The sequence below is a fragment of the Shewanella sp. 125m-7 genome (assembly GCF_052977045.1).
This window is the reverse complement of the sequence record NZ_JBRILQ010000021.1, coordinates 1-18,897: the sequence shown is the minus strand read 5'-3', so window position 1 is coordinate 18,897 and position 18,897 is coordinate 1. Positions and strand designations below refer to the sequence as shown.

The window sequence follows — 18,897 nt, the reverse complement described above, 5'->3', positions numbered from 1 at the left end:
ATTATTCTCCAGTCAATTCCATACTACTGTTACGTTCCGTCCAGCAGCCAGATCCATCTGGTATTAATTCTATTATTTCGACCGTTTGCGACGTTACTTGAGCAATTTGACCATGATAAAGACCTAAATATTGGCCTACACCTAAACGGTAAACACTACCATCGGTGGTCTCAAGTAGAGCCCAAATTTCATCTTGCTCACTCAAGGTACCTCGCATTCTTAAATTGTCTAATGCGTAGGTTTCTAATCGCCCTTTACGTCGTTTAAGGTCGGGTTGTAAACAGTCCTTAGTCGTGTCGATAATCTCTTCAGTTAACTCCCTTGAAGGCGGCACGTAAGGGCTTCTCATTAAATCTGCTTGATAGGTAAAATGCTCAAATTTTGGTGTTTCTTTTAATGGTGGAATATGGGCTACATGCTGAGCTTTAGTCGTTGTAACAAATAGCTCGAGATCGCTCGAGTCACCGATACAAGCTGTCAGCAAGGCACTCACAATTAAAAGCGGTAGCACTTTCATCATTTTGCCGCCCCCTTCTTGCCCTTCGAAGGTAATTCCGCGCCCTCTTTAAAGCGGTATGTTTTAGCCAAGATATCCATGCCTAGTTCACCGCTATCATTACGCTTAATCACAAAATCATGTAGGCTGACAATACGCGGTAATTTTGCAACTCCCCCCACTAAATGACCTAATTCATGGTAATCACCACCAACAACAATCTTGATTGGAAACTCAATATAGAAATCACGCGCTATTTCAGACTCCCAATCCAAGCTCTTAATACTGAGTCCTGAATCTGTGGCAACAAAGGTTATATCGTCAAGCAAACCCGGCATTTCATTCTTCGAAGGCAGCATCTTTAGTAATTCAGCAAACTGCACTTCCATAATGGCTAACTGTTCACGGTATAACTTTAAATTCGCCGCTAATTGATATTTAGACTTAAAGTCTGTTTTCAATTGCTGCTCTTTCGTTTCTTCGGCATTTAACGTATCCAGAGCATCTGAAACAAAGAGAAAATAGCCACCGACAAACACACATACAGCCAGCATTGCAGCAAATACCATTTTTACCAGTTGCGGCCAAGCGCCGATATTTTCAAAATCAATATCTTTAAATTGGTCTAAGTCTAAGTTCATTTACTCGCTCCCTGCACAGTGCTTGCAGATAGCAGTTCACCATTAACTATGGTCACTCTTAATGTGAAACGCTGCAACAGTCTTAATTCTTCATTTTGGGCGACTATCGATTGCATATTAGGATCTTGCAACCAGGCCGATGCTTCAATTTTTCGCATCATATTGGCGACGTTATTATTAGACTCACTGCGCCCTTCAATCCATAACATGCTGCCTTTCTTTTCAATGCTAGAAAGATAAATCCCAGGGGGGAGAACCCGCACTAATTCATCTAGTACATGAGTCGGTAAGTTTCTCGATTGCTGCAATCCCAGAATAATTTCAGTGCGTCTTTCGATATCTTTTTTACGAGTGCGGATCTTAGTAATTTCAGAAATCTGAGACTCAAGAAGTTGGATCTCAGACTTTAGATAGGCATTACGACTTTTTTGGTCATCAATAAACATATCGATTGTCATCAGCGACAAATAAACCACTAAACCAGAAACTAAAAACACCAACGCTAAGATGCCAGTGAAATCACGCTTCTGCTTTTCTCTGGCTTCTTCACGCCAAGGTAATAAGTTTATGTTCGCCATTCTGAGTAGCTCCTTAGTGCCAATCCACAGGCCAACATATATTTGCTAATTTGGGGCTGTAGATGGTTCTTTATTGCCTCATCAGCATGTAAGCAACCTTGGAACGGATCGGCAATTATCGTATGAACACCTAACTCATTAACCATTAAGTTAGCCATACCTTCAAGCGTTGATGTTCCGCCACACAGAACAATATGGTCGATTTTATCGCGCCCACTTGAAGTACAGTAAATTTGTAGCGTTCTCTTGATCTGTTGCAATAACTGGGTCTGAAAGGGAGATAAAACCTCAAATACATAATTGCGTGGCAAGTCGCCTTCAATCTTGGCTTTTTCAGCTTGCTCATAGGTCATGCCATAAAAAGATAAAATGGACTGGGTAAACTGTTCACCACCGAAGGCTTGCTCTCGTACAAATGTCGTCTCACCATGTTCAACGACGGAGAATGTAGTGATGTTGGCACCAATGTCCACCAGCGCGACGACTTTGTCGCTAACGTCATCAGGTAATTGACCCGCAATAATGTCAAAAGAGCGACCTAACGCATAACCTTCAACATCAACCACTTTGGCTTCTAGATTCACCGCATCGAGTGAATCGCTTAAACTATCGATATTTTCTGAGCGACAAGCACTGAGTAGCACATCAACTTTGCTGGGATCGGTACGGTTAGTACTTAAGGTTTCAAAATCAATATTCACTTCATCGAGCGAATAAGGAATAAGGTTGTCAGCTTCAATTTCAATTTGAGCTTCCATCTCCTCTTCGCTTAAAGCCGAATCCATATAAATAACTTTAGTCATAACTGCAGAACCAGAAACAGCGACAGCAGCAAACTTAGTGGACTTGGGTAATACTCGCTTTATTTGTTTTAATGCGTCAACAACGGCTTCGCTATCACGGATCTCATGATCATTAACGGCTCCTTTTTTTAAAGGAACAGCAGCATGACTTAATATTTTATACCCATCAGCAGTCTTACCCAGCAGAATCGCTTTTACTTCATGGGATCCCACATCTATCCCAACCATCTGCGGAGCCTGACGCTTCCAAAAATTAGAAAGCATAGTCCAAGGTCACTTTTATAGTTATTGTATCCAAAGTAGATTAGCACAAAATCAACTCGTTATAGCTATTTGTACAAAATGTTTCTCAACTTTACAATTGCTATTTTTTTGACCCTAAACACTCACTTACATGTAACTCGGGCGCGTGGCACTCAGATCTTGATTACATTTTCAACATAATCGCTACTTTACTCTCTAAGGTAGAGATATAAACTAAAAAAATATCGAGCATTAGTCATAAAAACTGTGCCAATTCTTTAAAAATGTTTAGATTAAATTTTTGGATGCTATATTTTTTCGATAAAATACCTACAGAAAATGCTTCCGAAAATAGATGTTCAAGAAAAAAGCTCAAGCTAATCGGGTGACAAGACTTCACCATTTCGGCCATGGCTTATATACTGTTGTTCTTATTTTTAATTCTTGGAATATTGCGGTGAAGTGGTTAAAACGACTTTTTATAGCTTTCTTTAGCCTAGGTTTACTTGGCATCGCTGCAATTGTTGCAGCTTATTTTTATGTGTTGCCAGATCTACCTGACGTTACGACACTAAAGACAGTTAAACTACAAACACCACTTCGTATTTATAGTAGTGACGGAAAACTGATCTCTCAGTTTGGTGAGAAGCGCCGTATTCCATTAAAGTTGGAGCAGATACCTAAACCGCTGTTACAGGCTTTTATCGCCACCGAAGATGCCCGTTTTTACGAACATAAAGGTATCGACCCCATAGGCATATTACGTGCAGCCTCGGTAATGTTGGCTACGGGTGAAAAGAAACAGGGTGCCAGTACAATTACCATGCAGGTGGCACGTAACTTCTTTTTGACTCGCGATAAAACCATTATCCGTAAAGTAAAAGAAATTTTTATCTCGATTCATATCGAACAACTACTCACTAAAGATGAAATACTTGAGCTATATGTAAACCGTATCTACTTAGGCCAACGCGCCTACGGTGTCGGTGCAGCAGCACAGGTTTATTATGGCAAAGAGATCGGCGAGTTAACCTTGCCAGAAATGGCTGTCATTGCCGGCTTACCTAAAGCGCCATCAACACTAAACCCTATTACCTCAAAAACCCGAGCAAAAGCGCGTCGTAATATAGTGCTAATGCGAATGAACCAAGTCGGCTACATCAATAGCGCTGAATATCAAGCAGCCTTAGATAGCCCTATTACTGCAAAATATCATGGCGCTGTCATTGATCTATATGCACCTTATATTTCAGAAATGGCTCGCGATTACTTAGTTGAACAGTATGGCGAAGAAGAAGCCTATACCGGTGGCTATGATATCTATACAACCGTAGATTCTAAGCTGCAGTTGGACGCGCAAAAAGCATTACGTAACAACGTATACTCTTATGATGAACGTCATGGCTATCGCGGCCGAGTCAAAGATCTATGGACAACAACCCCATTAGAGCCTGAAGAAATAACCGCTAAGCTTAAGCAAACAGGCGCCTTCCAAGGTATGCTCCCAGCTGCGGTACTGTCTGTTAATGAACAAACAGCCAGCGTGATGAATACTAAAGGCGAGATCATTGAACTACCTTGGGATGGTATTAAATGGGCGCGTAAGTTTATCACCAACAGCCGTCAAGGTAAGGCGCCGAAGCTAGCATCTGATGTACTCAAGCCCGGCGAGCAGGTTTGGATCCGCAACAATGGTAATTTCTGGCAGTTAAGTCAGGTTCCTTTGGTTGCGAGCGCGCTAGTGTCCCTCGATCCACATGATGGTGCAGTTCGTACTCTTGTTGGTGGCTTTAGTTTTTACACCAGCCAATATAACCGTGTGACTCAAGCTAAACGTCAGTTAGGCTCTAACATTAAGCCATTTATTTACAGTGCGGCACTCGAAAAAGGCTACACACTCGCCACCCTTATTAATAATGCACCCATTAATGAGCCAGATACTCGACAAGGTACAGCTTGGCGCCCTAAGAACTCACCCGATGTTTACGGCGGTCCTACCCGTTTACGCGTTGGTTTAGCACAATCTATTAACGTTATGTCAGTAAGAGCCATGCGTCATGCAGGGCTTGACGCCACTATTGCTGAATTAGTTAAGTTTGGTTTTAATCCGGCAGATCTACCTCGTAATGAATCGATAGCTTTGGGTTCACCTTCTGTGACGCCGCTACAAGTCGTTACTGCATTCTCGGTGTTTGCTAATGGCGGTTTCTTAGTTGAGCCCTACTTTATTGAGCGAGTCGAAACCGCAAATGGTGATATTGTTGAGCAAGCAAACCCGACTCTTGCGTGCAAACCCCCTATCGCAGAGCAAGCTATTGCTGAAGATCCGTTCGCTGCGATGGCCCACGAGCTTCAAGCAAGCACTACGCCGCTAGAAAACCTGCCTCCAGTAGATGAAACATTACAATGTGGTGGCCCTGGTTCTCGATATGCTCCGCAGATTATTTCTGAGCAAACTGCGTTCTTAATTACTGAAGCACTAAAGAGCGTTATTTGGGGTGGTGGTAATTGGAGTAAAGGTACAGGCTGGAACGGTACTGCATGGCGCGCCTCGAGAGTGGTTAATCGTCGTGATATTGCAGGTAAGACAGGTACAACTAACGAATCTCGCGATACTTGGTTTAGTGGATTTAATCCAAAACTGGCTACAACCGTATGGGTAGGTTTCGACGACCACAGCCAAGAGCTAGGCCGTACTAGCTGGAATGCCAACGGTGCTAAAGATCAAATTTCACTTGCAGAAGCAGGCGCAAAAACCGCAGGTCCAGGCTGGAATGAGTTTATGAAGGATGCACTCACTGGCACACCAGAGGTACCTATGTCTCCTCCTGAAGGCATTGTCTCTGCAAGAATTGATTTGGCTACGGGTAAACTCACTCGTAAAACAGACTACACCAGTAAGTTTGAGTACTTTATTGCTGGCACTGAACCAACTGAATATGTGACAGATCAAGAAGATAATACTGATATCTTTATCGATAAATCTGAAGAAGATTTATTCCAATAAGAAGCTATCGCTAGCTCAACTTACCGATACAAAAATGCGGGTATTGTTTTAACAATTCCCGCATTTTTTATGCCCGCAATGGTATGGCTAGCCAGCTTGCTTTATTGCTAGCGCACTCTTTACCTGTGGTAATGACGTACCACCTAAAGCCTCACGTTTAGCTAAACACGACTCAATGGTTAAGCATTCGTACACATCAGCTTCAATCACACCGCTGAATGCTTGCAACTCTTCTAACGTTAAATCTTCTAATGGCATTTGCTTGGTAATGGCACTGACAACCGCTTCGCCCACTACATGATGCGCCTCTCTAAAAGGAATACCTTTAGATACAAGATAATCGGCAAGTTCGGTTGAATTAGCATAACCTTGCTTAGCAGCACTTAGGGTTTTCTCACGATTTACCGTTAAACCACTCAAGACTAATGCTGCCATCTCTAGGCAAATAGACCAGCTATCCATCACATCGAATAAACCTTCTTTGTCTTCTTGCATATCTTTGTTATACGCAAGCGGCAGCGCCTTCATAGTGGTTAAAATGCCCATCAAACTGCCATATACACGACCCGTCTTACCTCTGATTAGCTCAAGTGCATCTGGGTTTTTCTTTTGTGGCATTAAAGAAGAGCCAGAAGTCACTTCATCATCGAGATCGATAAAGCCCGCCTCACCACTATTAAAGAAGATTAAATCTTCTGCCATACGGCTTAAATGCATCATGCTAATAGAGGCATCACTGCAAATTTCAATCACATGATCTCTGTCCGATACTGTGTCTAAGCTATTAAGCGTCGGCGATGCAAAACCCAGAGACTGCGCAAGCTTTACTCTATCCATCGGATAAGCCGTGCCTGCGAGCGCCCCAGTACCTAACGGGCAAGTATCGGCACGCTTTAATGCATCTTGAAGACGGCTAATGTCACGCTCAAACATCTCAACATAAGCAAGGCACCAATGGCCAAATAAGACTGGTTGCGCTCTTTGAAGATGAGTATAACCTGGCATAACGGCATCGAGTTCACGCTCAGCAAGCTCAATCAGTGCCGCTCTTAAGTTTGCCAGTAAAGCTAATAGTTGCTCACCCTCTTGCTTACACCAAAGTTTGAGATCCGTAGCCACTTGATCGTTACGCGACCGACCCGTATGCAGTTTTTTGCCTAAATCTCCGACCTTAGCGATCAGCGATTGCTCGACAAAGCTGTGAATATCTTCGGCAGCTGATTCGATGATACGTTGTGGATTATCGATCGTTTCCGCAAGCAATTCATTCAGTGCTTGATGTAACTCGACGCACTCTTGCTCGGTAAGAATACCCACTTGAGTTATCGCGCTAGCCCAAGCAATCGAGCCCGCTATGTCTTGCTCAATAAGGCGGAAGTCTACCGGTAATGAGTCGTTAAAAAGTTTAAACAGTGCGCTGCTCTCTTGGCTAAATCTGCCGCCCCATAATGCCATTTTGACTTCCTCTTTAATGCTAGACGGGACAATACCCGTCTTTTATCTTATTGTTTATTTTGCGCTAACCTAGTTTTGTTAGCGCTCACTAACTTCAGCTAAATAACTGCTTACTTTTGGTTATGCAGCGCTCTGATCCGGCTTGATAACGAATATAAACGGATAAAGCCTTCGGCATCTTTTTGGTTATAAACGTCATCGGCGCCAAAAGTCGCAAATTCTTCCGAATACAAGCTATTCGGTGAACGCTTTTTCACAACGCTGGCTTGACCCTTATAAAGCTTAACCACCACTTCACCATTCACTAAATCGGCTAGTGGCTTGGATGCGCCAAGCAGTGACTCACATAATGGGGTAAACCAACGACCGTCATACACTAGGTGTGCCATCTGTGCGCCCACTTGTTCACGCCACTCACGGCTGGTTTTATCCAGCACTAGCTCCTCAATCGCACGCAGTGCTGCAAACATTACCGTGCCACCTGGAGTTTCGTAGCAACCACGAGACTTCATGCCAACGAGTCTATTCTCGGTAATATCGATTCTGCCAACACCGTGAGCGCCAGCAACTTCGTTTAATACCATTAACGCTTTATAGGGTGTAAACGCTTCACCATTTACTTTAGTGATCTTGCCTTGTTCAAGCTCTAGCGCCACATATTCAGGTTCATTAGGCGCATCTTCTGGAGCAACTGTCATGGTCCACACGCCATTTGATGGCTCGTTCCATGGATCTTCTAACTCGCCGCCTTCATGAGAAATATGCCAAGCATTAGCATCACGGCTATAGATCTTAGTGGCTGAAGCAGACGTAGTAATATTACGCTCTGCTAGGTAATCAAGCAGGTCTTCACGGCTCACCATTTCCCACTCACGCCAAGGCGCAATTACGGTTAAATCTGGTGCTAATGCGGCAAAGCAACCTTCGAAACGTACCTGATCATTACCTTTACCCGTACAGCCATGGCATACCGCATCTGCGCCCACTTTACGTGCGATTTCAACCTGCGCCTTTGCAATAATCGGTCTCGCCATAGAAGTACCCAATAAATAAGTTCCCTCATAAATGGCACCCGTCGCAATTGTTGGGTAGATATAATCAGCCACCAGCTCTTCTTTCAAATCGACGATGTAACACTCTGAAGCACCTGAGGCGATTGCCTTCTCGTACAAGCCCTCTAGCTCTGCCTCGCCTTGACCGACATCGGCACAAAAAGCCACAATCTCACAGTCGTTATAGGTTTCTTTTAGCCACGGAATAATCGCTGATGTATCTAAGCCGCCAGAATAAGCCAGAACCACTTTCTTAATATCCGCTTGCTGAGCAACCACTGAGTTTTTATTAGACATTGTTATTTCCTACTGCTTAATTTTTATATCCAATTCGCTAATGCCAATTGAGACTGATTATTTTTAAAAGAATTAGCTTAAAAGAGTCACTAACACGGCATTTTGCGCATGCATGCGGTTTTCAGCTTGGTGTAAAATAAGTGAACCTTCACCATCGACAACTTCAGCAGTCACTTCGACTTCGCGGTACGCGGGTAAACAATGCATAAAGTGTTTGGCACCAGCCTTTTGCATTAGCTGTGCATTCACTTGGTAGGGCTTAAATTTAGCTTCAATCTCTTGCATCGATGCTGAGTCGCCCATAGAGATCCAAGTATCGGTATAGATGGCGTCATGATCTTCGATTGCCGCAATGTCTGAGCTCAAAACCAATTTACCGCCGTGTTTAGCCGCGAGTTCTTGTGCTTCACACACGACCTTGCCATCAGGAAAGTGGCCAGGCGGACAAATTACGGTTAGCTGCGCCCCTAAAATGGCCGCACCAAACATTAATGAATGAGTCACATTGTTTCCATCACCTACATAAGCCAGCTTCACCTTACTCACATCGCCATATTGCTCAGTTAAGGTAAGAAAGTCTGCTAAGCCCTGACAAGGGTGGTAAAGGTCAGACAAGGCATTAATCACAGGCACTGTGCCATGTTCAGCAAGTTGTTCAATTGTCGAGTGCAAGAAAGTCCTCGCTACAATTGCATCAGCCCAGCAAGAGATATTGGCGGCAAAATCAGATACTGGCTCACGTTTACCCAGTGCACCATTTTGCTGGTCGAGATACAAACAATGGCCACCTAACTTATTAATGCCAATATCAAAGCTTACCCGCGTTCTCAGTGATGGCTTTTCAAATAGCATGACGACGCTTTTACCCTCTAGGGCATGCTTATATTCAGCAGGATTAGCCTTAATTGTTTTTGCCAATGCTAATAGGTCGAGTAACTCTTGCTGGCTTAAATCTTTAATTGATAGTAAATGTTGCATAGAACTACTCTCCTATTACTGAATTTGTGGCTGGATCTGTGTGCCAACGGTCTCGCCCTTACTTAATGCGATTAATTGCTTTGCATGACGCCAAGAAGCGATCTGTACGGTTTGGCCCATGGACTCAGCAACATCTAACGCAGCTTCTACCTTGACCTTCATTCCTTTCTCGATAACGCCAATCTTGGTTAACTCATTCACTTGAGCTCTATTTAAACTACTAATTAACTGGCCTTTGCCATCGAGTACACCTGAAACGTCAGATAGCAAAACCAATGAGCCCGAAACCAACTTTGCTAAAGCCGTTGCCGCCTGATCAGCATTGACATTAAGCATCTCGCCGCCTTCACTAATCGCGATTGAGCTCACTATTGGCATCCACCCCTTGGATAATACAAACTCAAGGTAGCAGGCATCTTTTGGCTCAACCTCACCCACCAGCCCTAACCGTGGATCTTTAATGCTTGCAGTCATCATGCCTGCATCGGCAAGGCTCATACCCAAACTGGTAACACCCGCTTTAATCGCTGCTGCTTGCAGGGTTTTATTAGACGTGCCAGCTAAGGCACCGACTACAACAGGGATCTGCTCTTGTGGTGTCACTCTTAATCCATCTAACTTTGTCGTTGTCATACCATTGGCTTTAAGTTGTTCATCAACTAGACATCCACCGCCGTGTACCATAATCAAAGCTTGCCCATTAGCAATCATGCTTGCAGCGGCTTCCATTAACCGAGCCATGCCCATTTCACACTGCAGTAATGCACCGCCAACTTTGAGTACCATAACCGGCTTAGTTGGTGTCGTTGTCAATTTACTCGTATTCATTTTAATTCTCCCAACCTACGTCGTTACCGGTGCATCAAAATGAATCTTTATGCACTGAAGGGCTTGACTCGCAGCCCCCTTCATTAAGTTATCAATGGCGCTAACAACCACGAGATAACCGCTACCCTCATCAAACTTCCAACCTAAATGACAATTAGGGGTTTGCACCACATCATCGACCTTAGGGAATTGATTCTGTTTTACTGTGACAAGATCGGCTGAGTCGTAACATTGGTAGGCTTTTTCAATATCACTGATAGTTGTGCCTGCAGCTAATTGAACCGTGATGGTTGCAAGTATGCCGCGTTTAAAGTTACCTAGGTGGGGGGTGAAGATGACTTCTTGCCCTAGTTGAGTTGCAATCTCAGGTTGATGCCTATGGCCAAGCACCCCATAAGGGGTCAAACTTACTTCACAAAAGCTGGTCTGTAGCTGCGCTTTTCTGCCTGCACCCGTCACGCCACTTACCGCATTAATCACAGGCAACATATCGGTAAGTAAATGCGCAATGGGCTTAAGCGCGGTAAGTGAGGCTGTAGGATAACAACCGGGCACAGCAATAATCTTACTTGTCACGATTTGCTGTGCATTCCACTCAGCTAATCCATACACAGCATCTGCAAGTACTTGCGGGTATTCATGAGTAAAACCATACCACTTAGGATATTGCGCTACATCCGCAAAACGATATGCTCCACTTAAATCAAATACAACTAATCCTTGATTATAAAACCAAGCGGCCAAGTGCAAACTGACAGCATGATCTGTCGCAAGAACCACGGCATCAGCGGTCGCAACGATAGCCTGTTTAGCATTCTCTGTGAGTGGATTTAAACATAATGAGATATGACTATAGACAGGGTAAAGTTCAGATAAAGACTTACCCTTATCTAGGCTGTTTTCAGATACATAAAGGCCTTGAATCGACATCATAGATTCGGCATTTATAAGAGTAGTAATCTGTGCGCCGGTGTAACCACTAGCGCCAATAATGGCTATATTTTTCATAGTCTATGACTTTAAAACCTTAATCTTTACTTTAGATGACAAAACAAAAAAAAGAATGGGCACAACTTAAGCCCTGGCTGAACACCATTAATGACAAGATTATCGTCGCAGGAAGTGGGTATGATTAACCTTAACTACTATTAATTTAACCAGATTGAACATATATACTCTCATTAAACAGACCATCGAATTGTGGTAGTTACCTCAGCTGTTTGATAGACTAACACGAGAAATTAATTATGCAATATATTTGAATATATATTTGAGTACTTTTTAATGAAAACACTGCCTAATATTAAAAGTAGTTTTAGTCAATTGATTGCAGCGCCGTCAATCAGTGCTCTAGAAGCAGAGCAAGATATAAGCAATATAGCTGTCATAGAACTATTGCATACTTGGTTTAGTGAACTCGGTATGCAATGCCAGTCAGTTCCCGTTGCCAATACACGTAATAAACACAATTTAGTCGCATCTTTTGGCCAAGGTCAGGGGGGATTACTCTTGGCAGGTCATACTGACACAGTACCTTTTGATGAAGGACGTTGGAGCCAGAACCCTTTTTCTTTAGTCGAAAAGAACGATCGCTGGTATGGCTTAGGGACTTGCGACATGAAAGGTTTTTTTGCACTAGTGCTTGCTGCCTTACAAGAACTACCTATGGATAAATTTAAGCGGCCGTTACACATCTTAGCCAGTGCCGACGAAGAAACAACCATGAACGGAGCTAAGGCATTCGCAGCAGCTAAATCAATTTCACCTGATTATGCAATTATCGGTGAGCCCACCAGCTTAAAGCCGGTGTATATGCATAAAGGACATTTTACCCAAGGCATACGAGTAACGGGTCGAAGCGGTCACTCGTCCGATCCCGCTAAAGGACTCAATGCTATCGAAGTGATGTATCTCGTTACCGGGCAATTACTCAAGCTAAAACAACATTTAGCCGATAACTATCGAGAAGATGCCTTTAGCGTGCCTTACCCAACCATGAACTTTGGCCATATCCATGGCGGAGACGCGGCGAATAGGATCTGTGGCTGCTGCGATCTACATATCGATCTCCGGCCCATTCCTGGCCTTGCTCTAGAAGATTTAGAATTAATGGTCGCTAACTATCTTGAGCCAGTATGCAGTCAATATCCTGGCTGTATTAGGGTTGCTCCTTTATACCCCGGCTCTGAGCCGTTTGCAGATAAAAAAGATGGCAGTTGGACGCAACTGGTCGCCCAGCTCAGTGCAAGTCAGCCTGAAGTGGTGAACTACGCAACTGAAGCGCCTTACATCAGCAAGCTAGGTTGCCAAACTTTAGTACTCGGCCCAGGCAGTATCGAGCAAGCGCATCAACCGGATGAATTTTTAGATCTTACCTATATTGAGCGCACGAAAGAGCTATTAAAAAAACTGATTTATCATGCATGTATAAAGTAATTTCAATTATTCACCCACTTTACAGCTCAAAGTATAACCAAGCCTTACAAGGCTACACCTGAAAAGTGATGCAAAACACATTCAAGCACGATATTTTAATCTGGATCATTGCCTAGCACTGCACTGCTAGGTATTGTGATCGATTAGCTTACCGATATGGAGCACGTATGGTAGACATGTATGCCTCGCTAAGGTCTAACGTTGGGACCTTAGGGCAGATTTTAGGTGACACAATCCGCACCGATCTGGATGACGCTTTCTTAGATAAAATTGAACAAATCCGTCATCTAGCAAAAAGCTCACGCCAAGGTGATGACGCCGCTCGCGAAGAGATGCTGACATTACTCTCTTCTCTAAGCGATGATGAGCTCGTTCCTTTTGCTAAAGCTTTTAACCAATTTTTAAATCTCGCGAATATCGCTGAGCAGTTCCACACCATTAGTCGTAATTGTGACGAACTAGTCTGCGTACCGGACCCGGTAGAGCAACTGCTAGGGCGTATGCTTGGCGGTAAGATCGATCAAGAAAAAGTTTTAGCCTGCTTAAAAACACTCGATATCGATCTGGTACTTACCGCGCATCCGACAGAAATATCTCGTCGCACACTGATCCAGAAGTATTCTTCGGTTATTGATTCACTCGCGGCGCTAGAAAATACTCAACTCACTGAACAAGAAAAAAAACAGCACCATCTTCGTTTGCGTCAACTGATTGCACAGATCTGGCATACTAACGAAATTCGCAACGAACGCCCAACGCCCGTCGATGAAGCACGCTGGGGGCTAAGCACTATTGAAGCCTCTTTATGGCAAGCCATTCCAGATTTTCTTAGACAGTTAAATCAGCAAGTCGAAGAACGCACTAATACCCAGCTACCTATCGATATCGCGCCAGTAAGATTCTCAAGTTGGATGGGTGGAGACCGTGACGGTAATCCTTTTGTCACCTCTATCGTGACCCAAGAGGTACTTGATCGCAATCGTCATACCGCGGCGCGGTTATATCTCAAAGATGTAGTGTTATTGGTAAACGAACTATCGATGGAAGGCGCAAACGAAGCGTTGCAGGCTTACACCAATAACAGCAACGAGCCTTATAGAGATGTGCTTAGAACACTGCGGCAAAAACTTAGAAACACTATTGATTATCTAAATGGCAAACTAGAAGGCCATCATCCAGATGTTAATCCAAGTGATATCATTTGGCATGAAAGCGATCTCAAAGATCCTTTAATGATGCTATATCACAGCCTTTGCGATCAAGGCATGAGCCTAATCGCCAATGGTTTGCTACTCGATATGCTACGTCGTATCGCCTGTTTTGGCATTCATATGCTAAGACTCGATGTACGCCAAGATGCTGAGCGCCATGCCGATGTCATTGCCGAGCTGACACGTTACCTTGGTATGGGCGACTACAGTCATTGGGACGAAAGTGAAAAGCAATCTTTCTTACTACGTGAGCTAAGCAGCAAACGACCTTTGATCCCTGCAAATTGGCAAGCATCGCCAGACGTGGAGGAAGTCGTAAAGACCTGCCGACTTATCGCCAGCCAACCGGCTAGAGCCATGGGTTCCTACGTTATTTCAATGGCAAGTAAGCCATCAGATGTTTTAGCAGTATTATTACTGCTAAAAGAAACAGGCTGTCCGCACCCTATGCGGGTTGTACCACTATTTGAGACCTTAGATGACTTAAATAATGCATCGGCTTGTATGTCAGCACTGTTTAGTATCGATTGGTACCGAGGTTACACCAAAGGCATTCAAGAAGTCATGATTGGTTATTCTGACTCAGCTAAAGATGCCGGTGTTATGGCCGCTGCTTGGGCACAATATAGCGCTCAAGAAAAGCTCGTTGCCATAAGCCAAGAAGCCAATATCAAACTAACCCTGTTCCATGGTCGTGGCGGCACTATTGGCCGTGGCGGCGGACCGGCACATGAAGCCATTCTGTCGCAACCACCAGGTTCGGTAGACGGTCGTATTCGAGTGACAGAACAAGGTGAGATGATCCGCTTCAAGTTTGGCCTGCCTAAACTTGCGGTACAAAGTCTGGCGCTATATACCTCTGCGGTAATGGAAGCGACATTACTACCACCGCCAGAGCCTAAGCCAGAGTGGCGTCAGTGTATGCAGCAACTCGCTAATGAATCGGTACTTGCCTATCGCGCTATCGTACGAGAAGAGCCTGACTTTGTATCTTACTTCCGTGCAGCGACCCCGGAGGTAGAGCTAGGAAAGCTACCATTAGGTAGTCGACCAGCTAAACGTCGTGTTGATGGTGGTATTGAAAGCTTACGCGCTATCCCTTGGATCTTTGCTTGGTCGCAGAACCGTTTAATGCTTCCAGCATGGTTAGGTGCAGGAGAGGCTTTAAAGGCTGCGTCAGAGCGAGGTGATTTACCGCTTTTACAAGAGATGGAAAAGCATTGGCCATTCTTCAAGACGAGGATCTCTATGCTAGAAATGGTCTACGCTAAAGCGGAGCCTAACTTGTCTAAGTTCTATGAAACAAGCTTGGTGCCAAAAGAGCTACATCACCTTGGGGTGCAACTGAGGGAACGTTTAGCAATTGGAGTCGATGCGGTTCTCGAGCTAACACAAGCAGAAACATTAATGGCACATACTCCATGGAACCGACAGTCGGTAGAACTAAGAAACCCTTACATCGACCCATTAAACTTCTTACAAGCCGAACTGCTTGCGAGAACACGTAGAGAGGAACAATCTTCTCAAAATGTAGAACTCGCCTTGATGTTAACCATTGCGGGCGTTGCAGCTGGGATGAGAAATACAGGTTAATGAAGTTATTAAAAGTAGCGTTAGCTAGTGCTGTTTTGCTATTAACTGGCTGTGTCAGTCAATACAACATCACAGAGAAAGAGCTGGAAGGTTATCTCAACGATGAGATGCACTTTGAGATAAAACAGGGCAATCAGATTTTTGGTATTGATCTGCGGGTAAATGACATTAATGTCAGCCTAGGCAATAAACCTGACACTATGGCCGTATCTGCGACGACGATAGTTAACGTTCGCAACCCTTTGATGCCAATAAGGGCAAACCTAGTGACACAGTTTGAAGCTGAGCCATGGTATGACGCAAGTAACCACAGTGTTTACTTGCGTAACCTGCAGCTGATTAAAGTGGAATCTAAGCCGAAGGATATTGAAAAAGCTATAGGCTCTATCGCTCCGCAGCTAATGGGATTTTTAACTCAGTTTTTAGAAACCCAACCGGTATACGTGTTAGATACCAAAGAATCCAGCCAAGCACTCATTGCCGATATGACTAAACGAATTGAAGTCAAACCCGGTAAACTTGTGCTTGTATTCGATGAGTAGCTAACGCCTCTAACTGGGTAGTTAAAAGCAAAAAGCAGTATCATTTGATACTGCTTTTTATTCTTTGGCAGATACTAATACCAATCAGTATAAGAAGTATCTATTTTTTAAAGCGGCCTATCGAGCCGTAATCAATAATCACCGCTTCACCCAATAACTCTCTGCGTAACATATCAAACGCCACCGCAGTACTTAAGCTACGCACTAAATCTCGAGAACGTCTTGGTAATTTAATCATCTGACTATAAACGCCGCCTTTTGTTGCTAGCGCAATGGCAACAGTGCCAACAGGTTTGTCATCAGTGCCCCCAGTAGGGCCTGCAATACCGCTAGTCGCTAATGCAAAATCACTATCCAATATCGCCCTGACTCCTATCGCCATCTCCTCTACCGTCGCGATAGAAACTGCACCGTAGTCATCTAAAGTTTCAGGTTTAACACCCAAAATTTTCACTTTAGATTCATTGCTATACGTCACTAGACCTTGGTCAAAATAAGAGGAACTACCAGAAAAGCTGATTAACTGACTGGCGATCATACCGCCAGTACAAGATTCCGCCACACTTAGGCTTTTTCCTGAGTCGACTAACAATCTATGGATCTCTTCAGCTAAACTCTTCTTGTCATCAGCAACAATTGCATTACCTAACAAAAATCGGATTTGCGCTTCTATTTTATCTAGCTGCTCAATAGCACTAATCCCTCGAGCAAAAAGCTTAATTTCAATATGCGGCATAAAAGAGCGATAGCCGATAGTAATGCCATCAGGTAACTCTATCTTCTCTAACGCATCCGCAAGCGAAGACTCCCCCTGACCAAGAGTAAGGTATTTTCTTAAAGCAACAGCTCCGCCGATATCGAAACGCTGCTTAATAAACGGAATAAATTGCTCATTAACCATCTGTTTAAACTCGAATGGCACGCCAGGTGTGAAAAAAAGCCATGCTCGATTAAGTTTTATAGCAAAGCCACAAGCAGTTCCCACAGGGTTATCTATCATAATGGCCGACTCTGGCAGCAATGCTTGCTTAAGGTTACTCTCAGCCATCACACGACCGCTTCGAGTAAACCAACCTTCTAGACGTTCACGCCAAATACTATTCTCACACAGCGGCTCACCTTTTGCTAAAGCCATCGCCTGAGTTGATAGATCATCACTAGTAGGGCCTAAGCCACCATTGACCAGAATAATATCGGCTTCCAAGCTACGCTCTCTAAATACAGAGACTAAATCTTCTAAACGATCACCAACGGTTACTCGACGCTGACATTCAATCCCATGTTCCATCATAGCACTAGCAAACCATGCAGCATTAGTATCGACTATCTGCCCTGCCAACACCTCTTCACCAGTACAAATCATTTCCAGCTTCATTCGATAATCCTTTACGTATCCTATAGCCAGAGCTCTATAGTTGAGCTATTAGCGACTTCACTACAGCTAAACTATGAAAGCTAAGCAGTAATAGCAATATCATTAGAGATTATTTTCACTTTCAAGATGAATAAAGAGATTCGCTGCCATCGACTGCCTTGTGCAGTAGGGATAGCACATTGCCTAGTCCTAAAATAGCGCTTTAAAATACCTGCTGACTTAGTGGCATATCATCTCACACAAGGCATTATTCATTTGATAAGTCCGTAATTTCAACAAATTACAGACGTAAAAAAGCCCGTTGCGTGAGCAACGGGCTTTATCGCTTCTCTTACGAGAATACGGTTTTGTCTTCACTTTTACAAAAGTGAAAATAAAAGTGGCGCCTGGAAATGGCCGAATCGGTTCGCGCAGCGAACACATGGGGGCGGAGAGGTTGCGCTTTATGTACGAAGTACATTGCAATCTTGTAGCGCGTAGCAGTGGTGACCGCCAAGGCCTTTCCTGGGCATCCATGCCACCAAGGCATTTGTTAATCCTAAATATCAGATGGCGGAAATGTCGATTATGCAGGAGCAATAATCTACTCGACATCGGGAGTCGCTCTTTTCACGCGACCTATATGGATATAGGAAGTGCCTAAAATTGTCAGGAACAATTTAGGTCAGTGACTATACGAAAAAAGCCCGTTGCGTTAGCAACGGGCTTTATCGCTTCTCTTTCGAGAATACTGTTTTGTCTTCACTTTTACGAAAGTGAAATAAAAGTGGCGCCTGGAAATGACCTACTCTCGTAGTTCGCGCAGCGAACACATGGGGGCGGAGAGGTTGCGTTTTATGTACGAAGTACATTGCAATCTTGTAGCGCGTAGCAGCTTTGCTGCAAGCTGGGGATCCCGCTTAGCGGCGGGTCGACATCGGGAGTAGCTCTTTTCACGCAGTGTATATACGAAAAAAGCCCTAGCGTTTTCTGCTAGGGCTTTTTCGTGTATTTGGCGCCTGGAAATGACCTACTCTCACATGGGGAGACCCCACACTACCATCGGCGATATTGCGTTTCACTTCTGAGTTCGGAATGGATTCAGGTGGTGCCACAACTCTATGGTTTCCAGACAAATTCTGTATTACTTTCAGTTTTAAAAAAACTAAAGGTAAAAAATTTTAGAAAGCTGTGTTTTCAGACGATTTATCGTCTAAATACTGAAATTATTATTGAGTTCAAACACACATTAAGTGTTTATTCTAATTTTGATGATGTAAAAAACATCAATCTCATAAAACCCATCAGGGTTGTATGGTTAAGCCTTACGAGTCATTAGTACAAGTTAGCTCAACGCCTCACAACGCTTACACACCTTGCCTA

At 43.9% G+C, this 18,897-nt stretch carries 14 protein-coding genes and 1 rRNA gene; 4 read left to right on the top strand and 11 right to left on the bottom strand.

Annotated features, from left to right (window positions below; translation table 11 throughout):
- Position 1 precedes the first annotated feature (1 nt).
- The 4 genes from ACVBIL_RS11275 to ACVBIL_RS11260 are packed head-to-tail and all read right to left on the bottom strand — an operon-like array spanning position 2 to position 2,782.
- On the bottom strand, positions 2 to 517 hold the full coding sequence (locus ACVBIL_RS11275) for a pilus assembly protein PilP (RefSeq protein ID WP_447167131.1): 516 nt from the start codon (positions 515 to 517) through the stop codon (positions 2 to 4).
- Positions 517 to 1,137 carry a type 4a pilus biogenesis protein PilO gene (locus ACVBIL_RS11270; protein WP_447167079.1) on the bottom strand — a complete coding sequence of 207 codons (621 nt, stop codon included), beginning with the start codon at positions 1,135 to 1,137 and terminating at the stop codon, positions 517 to 519. Before ACVBIL_RS11270 ends, ACVBIL_RS11275 begins: the two co-directional genes overlap by 1 nt.
- Positions 1,134 to 1,715 carry a PilN domain-containing protein gene (locus tag ACVBIL_RS11265; protein ID WP_447167078.1) on the bottom strand — a complete coding sequence of 194 codons (582 nt, stop codon included), beginning with the start codon at positions 1,713 to 1,715 and terminating at the stop codon, positions 1,134 to 1,136. Before ACVBIL_RS11265 ends, ACVBIL_RS11270 begins: the two co-directional genes overlap by 4 nt.
- Complete coding sequence (locus tag ACVBIL_RS11260; protein WP_447167077.1) at positions 1,703 to 2,782, bottom strand: pilus assembly protein PilM; 1,080 nt, start codon at positions 2,780 to 2,782, stop codon at positions 1,703 to 1,705. Before ACVBIL_RS11260 ends, ACVBIL_RS11265 begins: the two co-directional genes overlap by 13 nt.
- Before the next feature lie 436 nt (positions 2,783 to 3,218).
- Between ACVBIL_RS11260 and ACVBIL_RS11255 the strand changes: the two genes are divergently transcribed.
- Positions 3,219 to 5,768: a penicillin-binding protein 1A gene (locus tag ACVBIL_RS11255; RefSeq protein WP_447167076.1), complete on the top strand. Its 2,550-nt coding sequence runs from the start codon at positions 3,219 to 3,221 to the stop codon at positions 5,766 to 5,768.
- A gap of 87 nt (positions 5,769 to 5,855) precedes the next feature.
- On the opposite strand, the gene argH is transcribed toward ACVBIL_RS11255, so the two are convergent.
- The 5 genes from argH to argC form a co-directional block, all read right to left on the bottom strand.
- Positions 5,856 to 7,223 (bottom strand): argininosuccinate lyase, encoded by a 1,368-nt coding sequence (gene argH, locus ACVBIL_RS11250; protein WP_447167075.1) that lies wholly within the window; start codon positions 7,221 to 7,223, stop codon positions 5,856 to 5,858.
- Between the two features lie 110 nt (positions 7,224 to 7,333).
- Positions 7,334 to 8,572 (bottom strand): argininosuccinate synthase, encoded by a 1,239-nt coding sequence (locus ACVBIL_RS11245; RefSeq protein ID WP_447167074.1) that lies wholly within the window; start codon positions 8,570 to 8,572, stop codon positions 7,334 to 7,336.
- 72 nt (positions 8,573 to 8,644) lie between these two features.
- Complete coding sequence (locus ACVBIL_RS11240) at positions 8,645 to 9,550, bottom strand: ornithine carbamoyltransferase (RefSeq protein ID WP_447167073.1); 906 nt, start codon at positions 9,548 to 9,550, stop codon at positions 8,645 to 8,647.
- A gap of 15 nt (positions 9,551 to 9,565) precedes the next feature.
- Positions 9,566 to 10,378, bottom strand: coding sequence for an acetylglutamate kinase (argB, locus tag ACVBIL_RS11235; RefSeq protein ID WP_447167072.1), 813 nt, complete (start codon positions 10,376 to 10,378; stop codon positions 9,566 to 9,568).
- 15 nt (positions 10,379 to 10,393) lie between these two features.
- Entirely contained in the window at positions 10,394 to 11,386 is a 993-nt protein-coding gene (gene argC, locus ACVBIL_RS11230; protein ID WP_447167071.1) for an N-acetyl-gamma-glutamyl-phosphate reductase, read from the bottom strand.
- Between the two features lie 276 nt (positions 11,387 to 11,662).
- Here argC and argE point away from each other — a divergent pair, with 276 nt between their 5' ends.
- From argE to ACVBIL_RS11215, 3 genes are all read left to right on the top strand, one after another.
- Positions 11,663 to 12,814: an acetylornithine deacetylase gene (gene argE / locus ACVBIL_RS11225; RefSeq protein ID WP_447167070.1), complete on the top strand. Its 1,152-nt coding sequence runs from the start codon at positions 11,663 to 11,665 to the stop codon at positions 12,812 to 12,814.
- Between the two features lie 167 nt (positions 12,815 to 12,981).
- Positions 12,982 to 15,618, top strand: coding sequence for a phosphoenolpyruvate carboxylase (ppc, locus tag ACVBIL_RS11220; RefSeq protein ID WP_447167069.1), 2,637 nt, complete (start codon positions 12,982 to 12,984; stop codon positions 15,616 to 15,618).
- The gene (locus ACVBIL_RS11215; protein ID WP_447167068.1) at positions 15,618 to 16,160 is read left to right on the top strand and encodes a DUF1439 domain-containing protein; all 543 of its coding nucleotides are present in this window, start codon (positions 15,618 to 15,620) and stop codon (positions 16,158 to 16,160) included. The genes ppc and ACVBIL_RS11215 overlap by 1 nt, the downstream gene beginning before the upstream one ends.
- Positions 16,161 to 16,260: 100 nt before the next feature.
- Here the strand turns inward: ACVBIL_RS11215 and ACVBIL_RS11210 are convergent, their stop codons facing one another.
- Entirely contained in the window at positions 16,261 to 17,535 is a 1,275-nt protein-coding gene (locus ACVBIL_RS11210; protein ID WP_447167067.1) for a CinA family nicotinamide mononucleotide deamidase-related protein, read from the bottom strand.
- A 996-nt stretch (positions 17,536 to 18,531) separates the two neighbouring features.
- Positions 18,532 to 18,647, bottom strand: a 5S ribosomal RNA gene (gene rrf, locus ACVBIL_RS11205).
- Between the last annotated feature and the right edge of the window lie 250 nt (positions 18,648 to 18,897).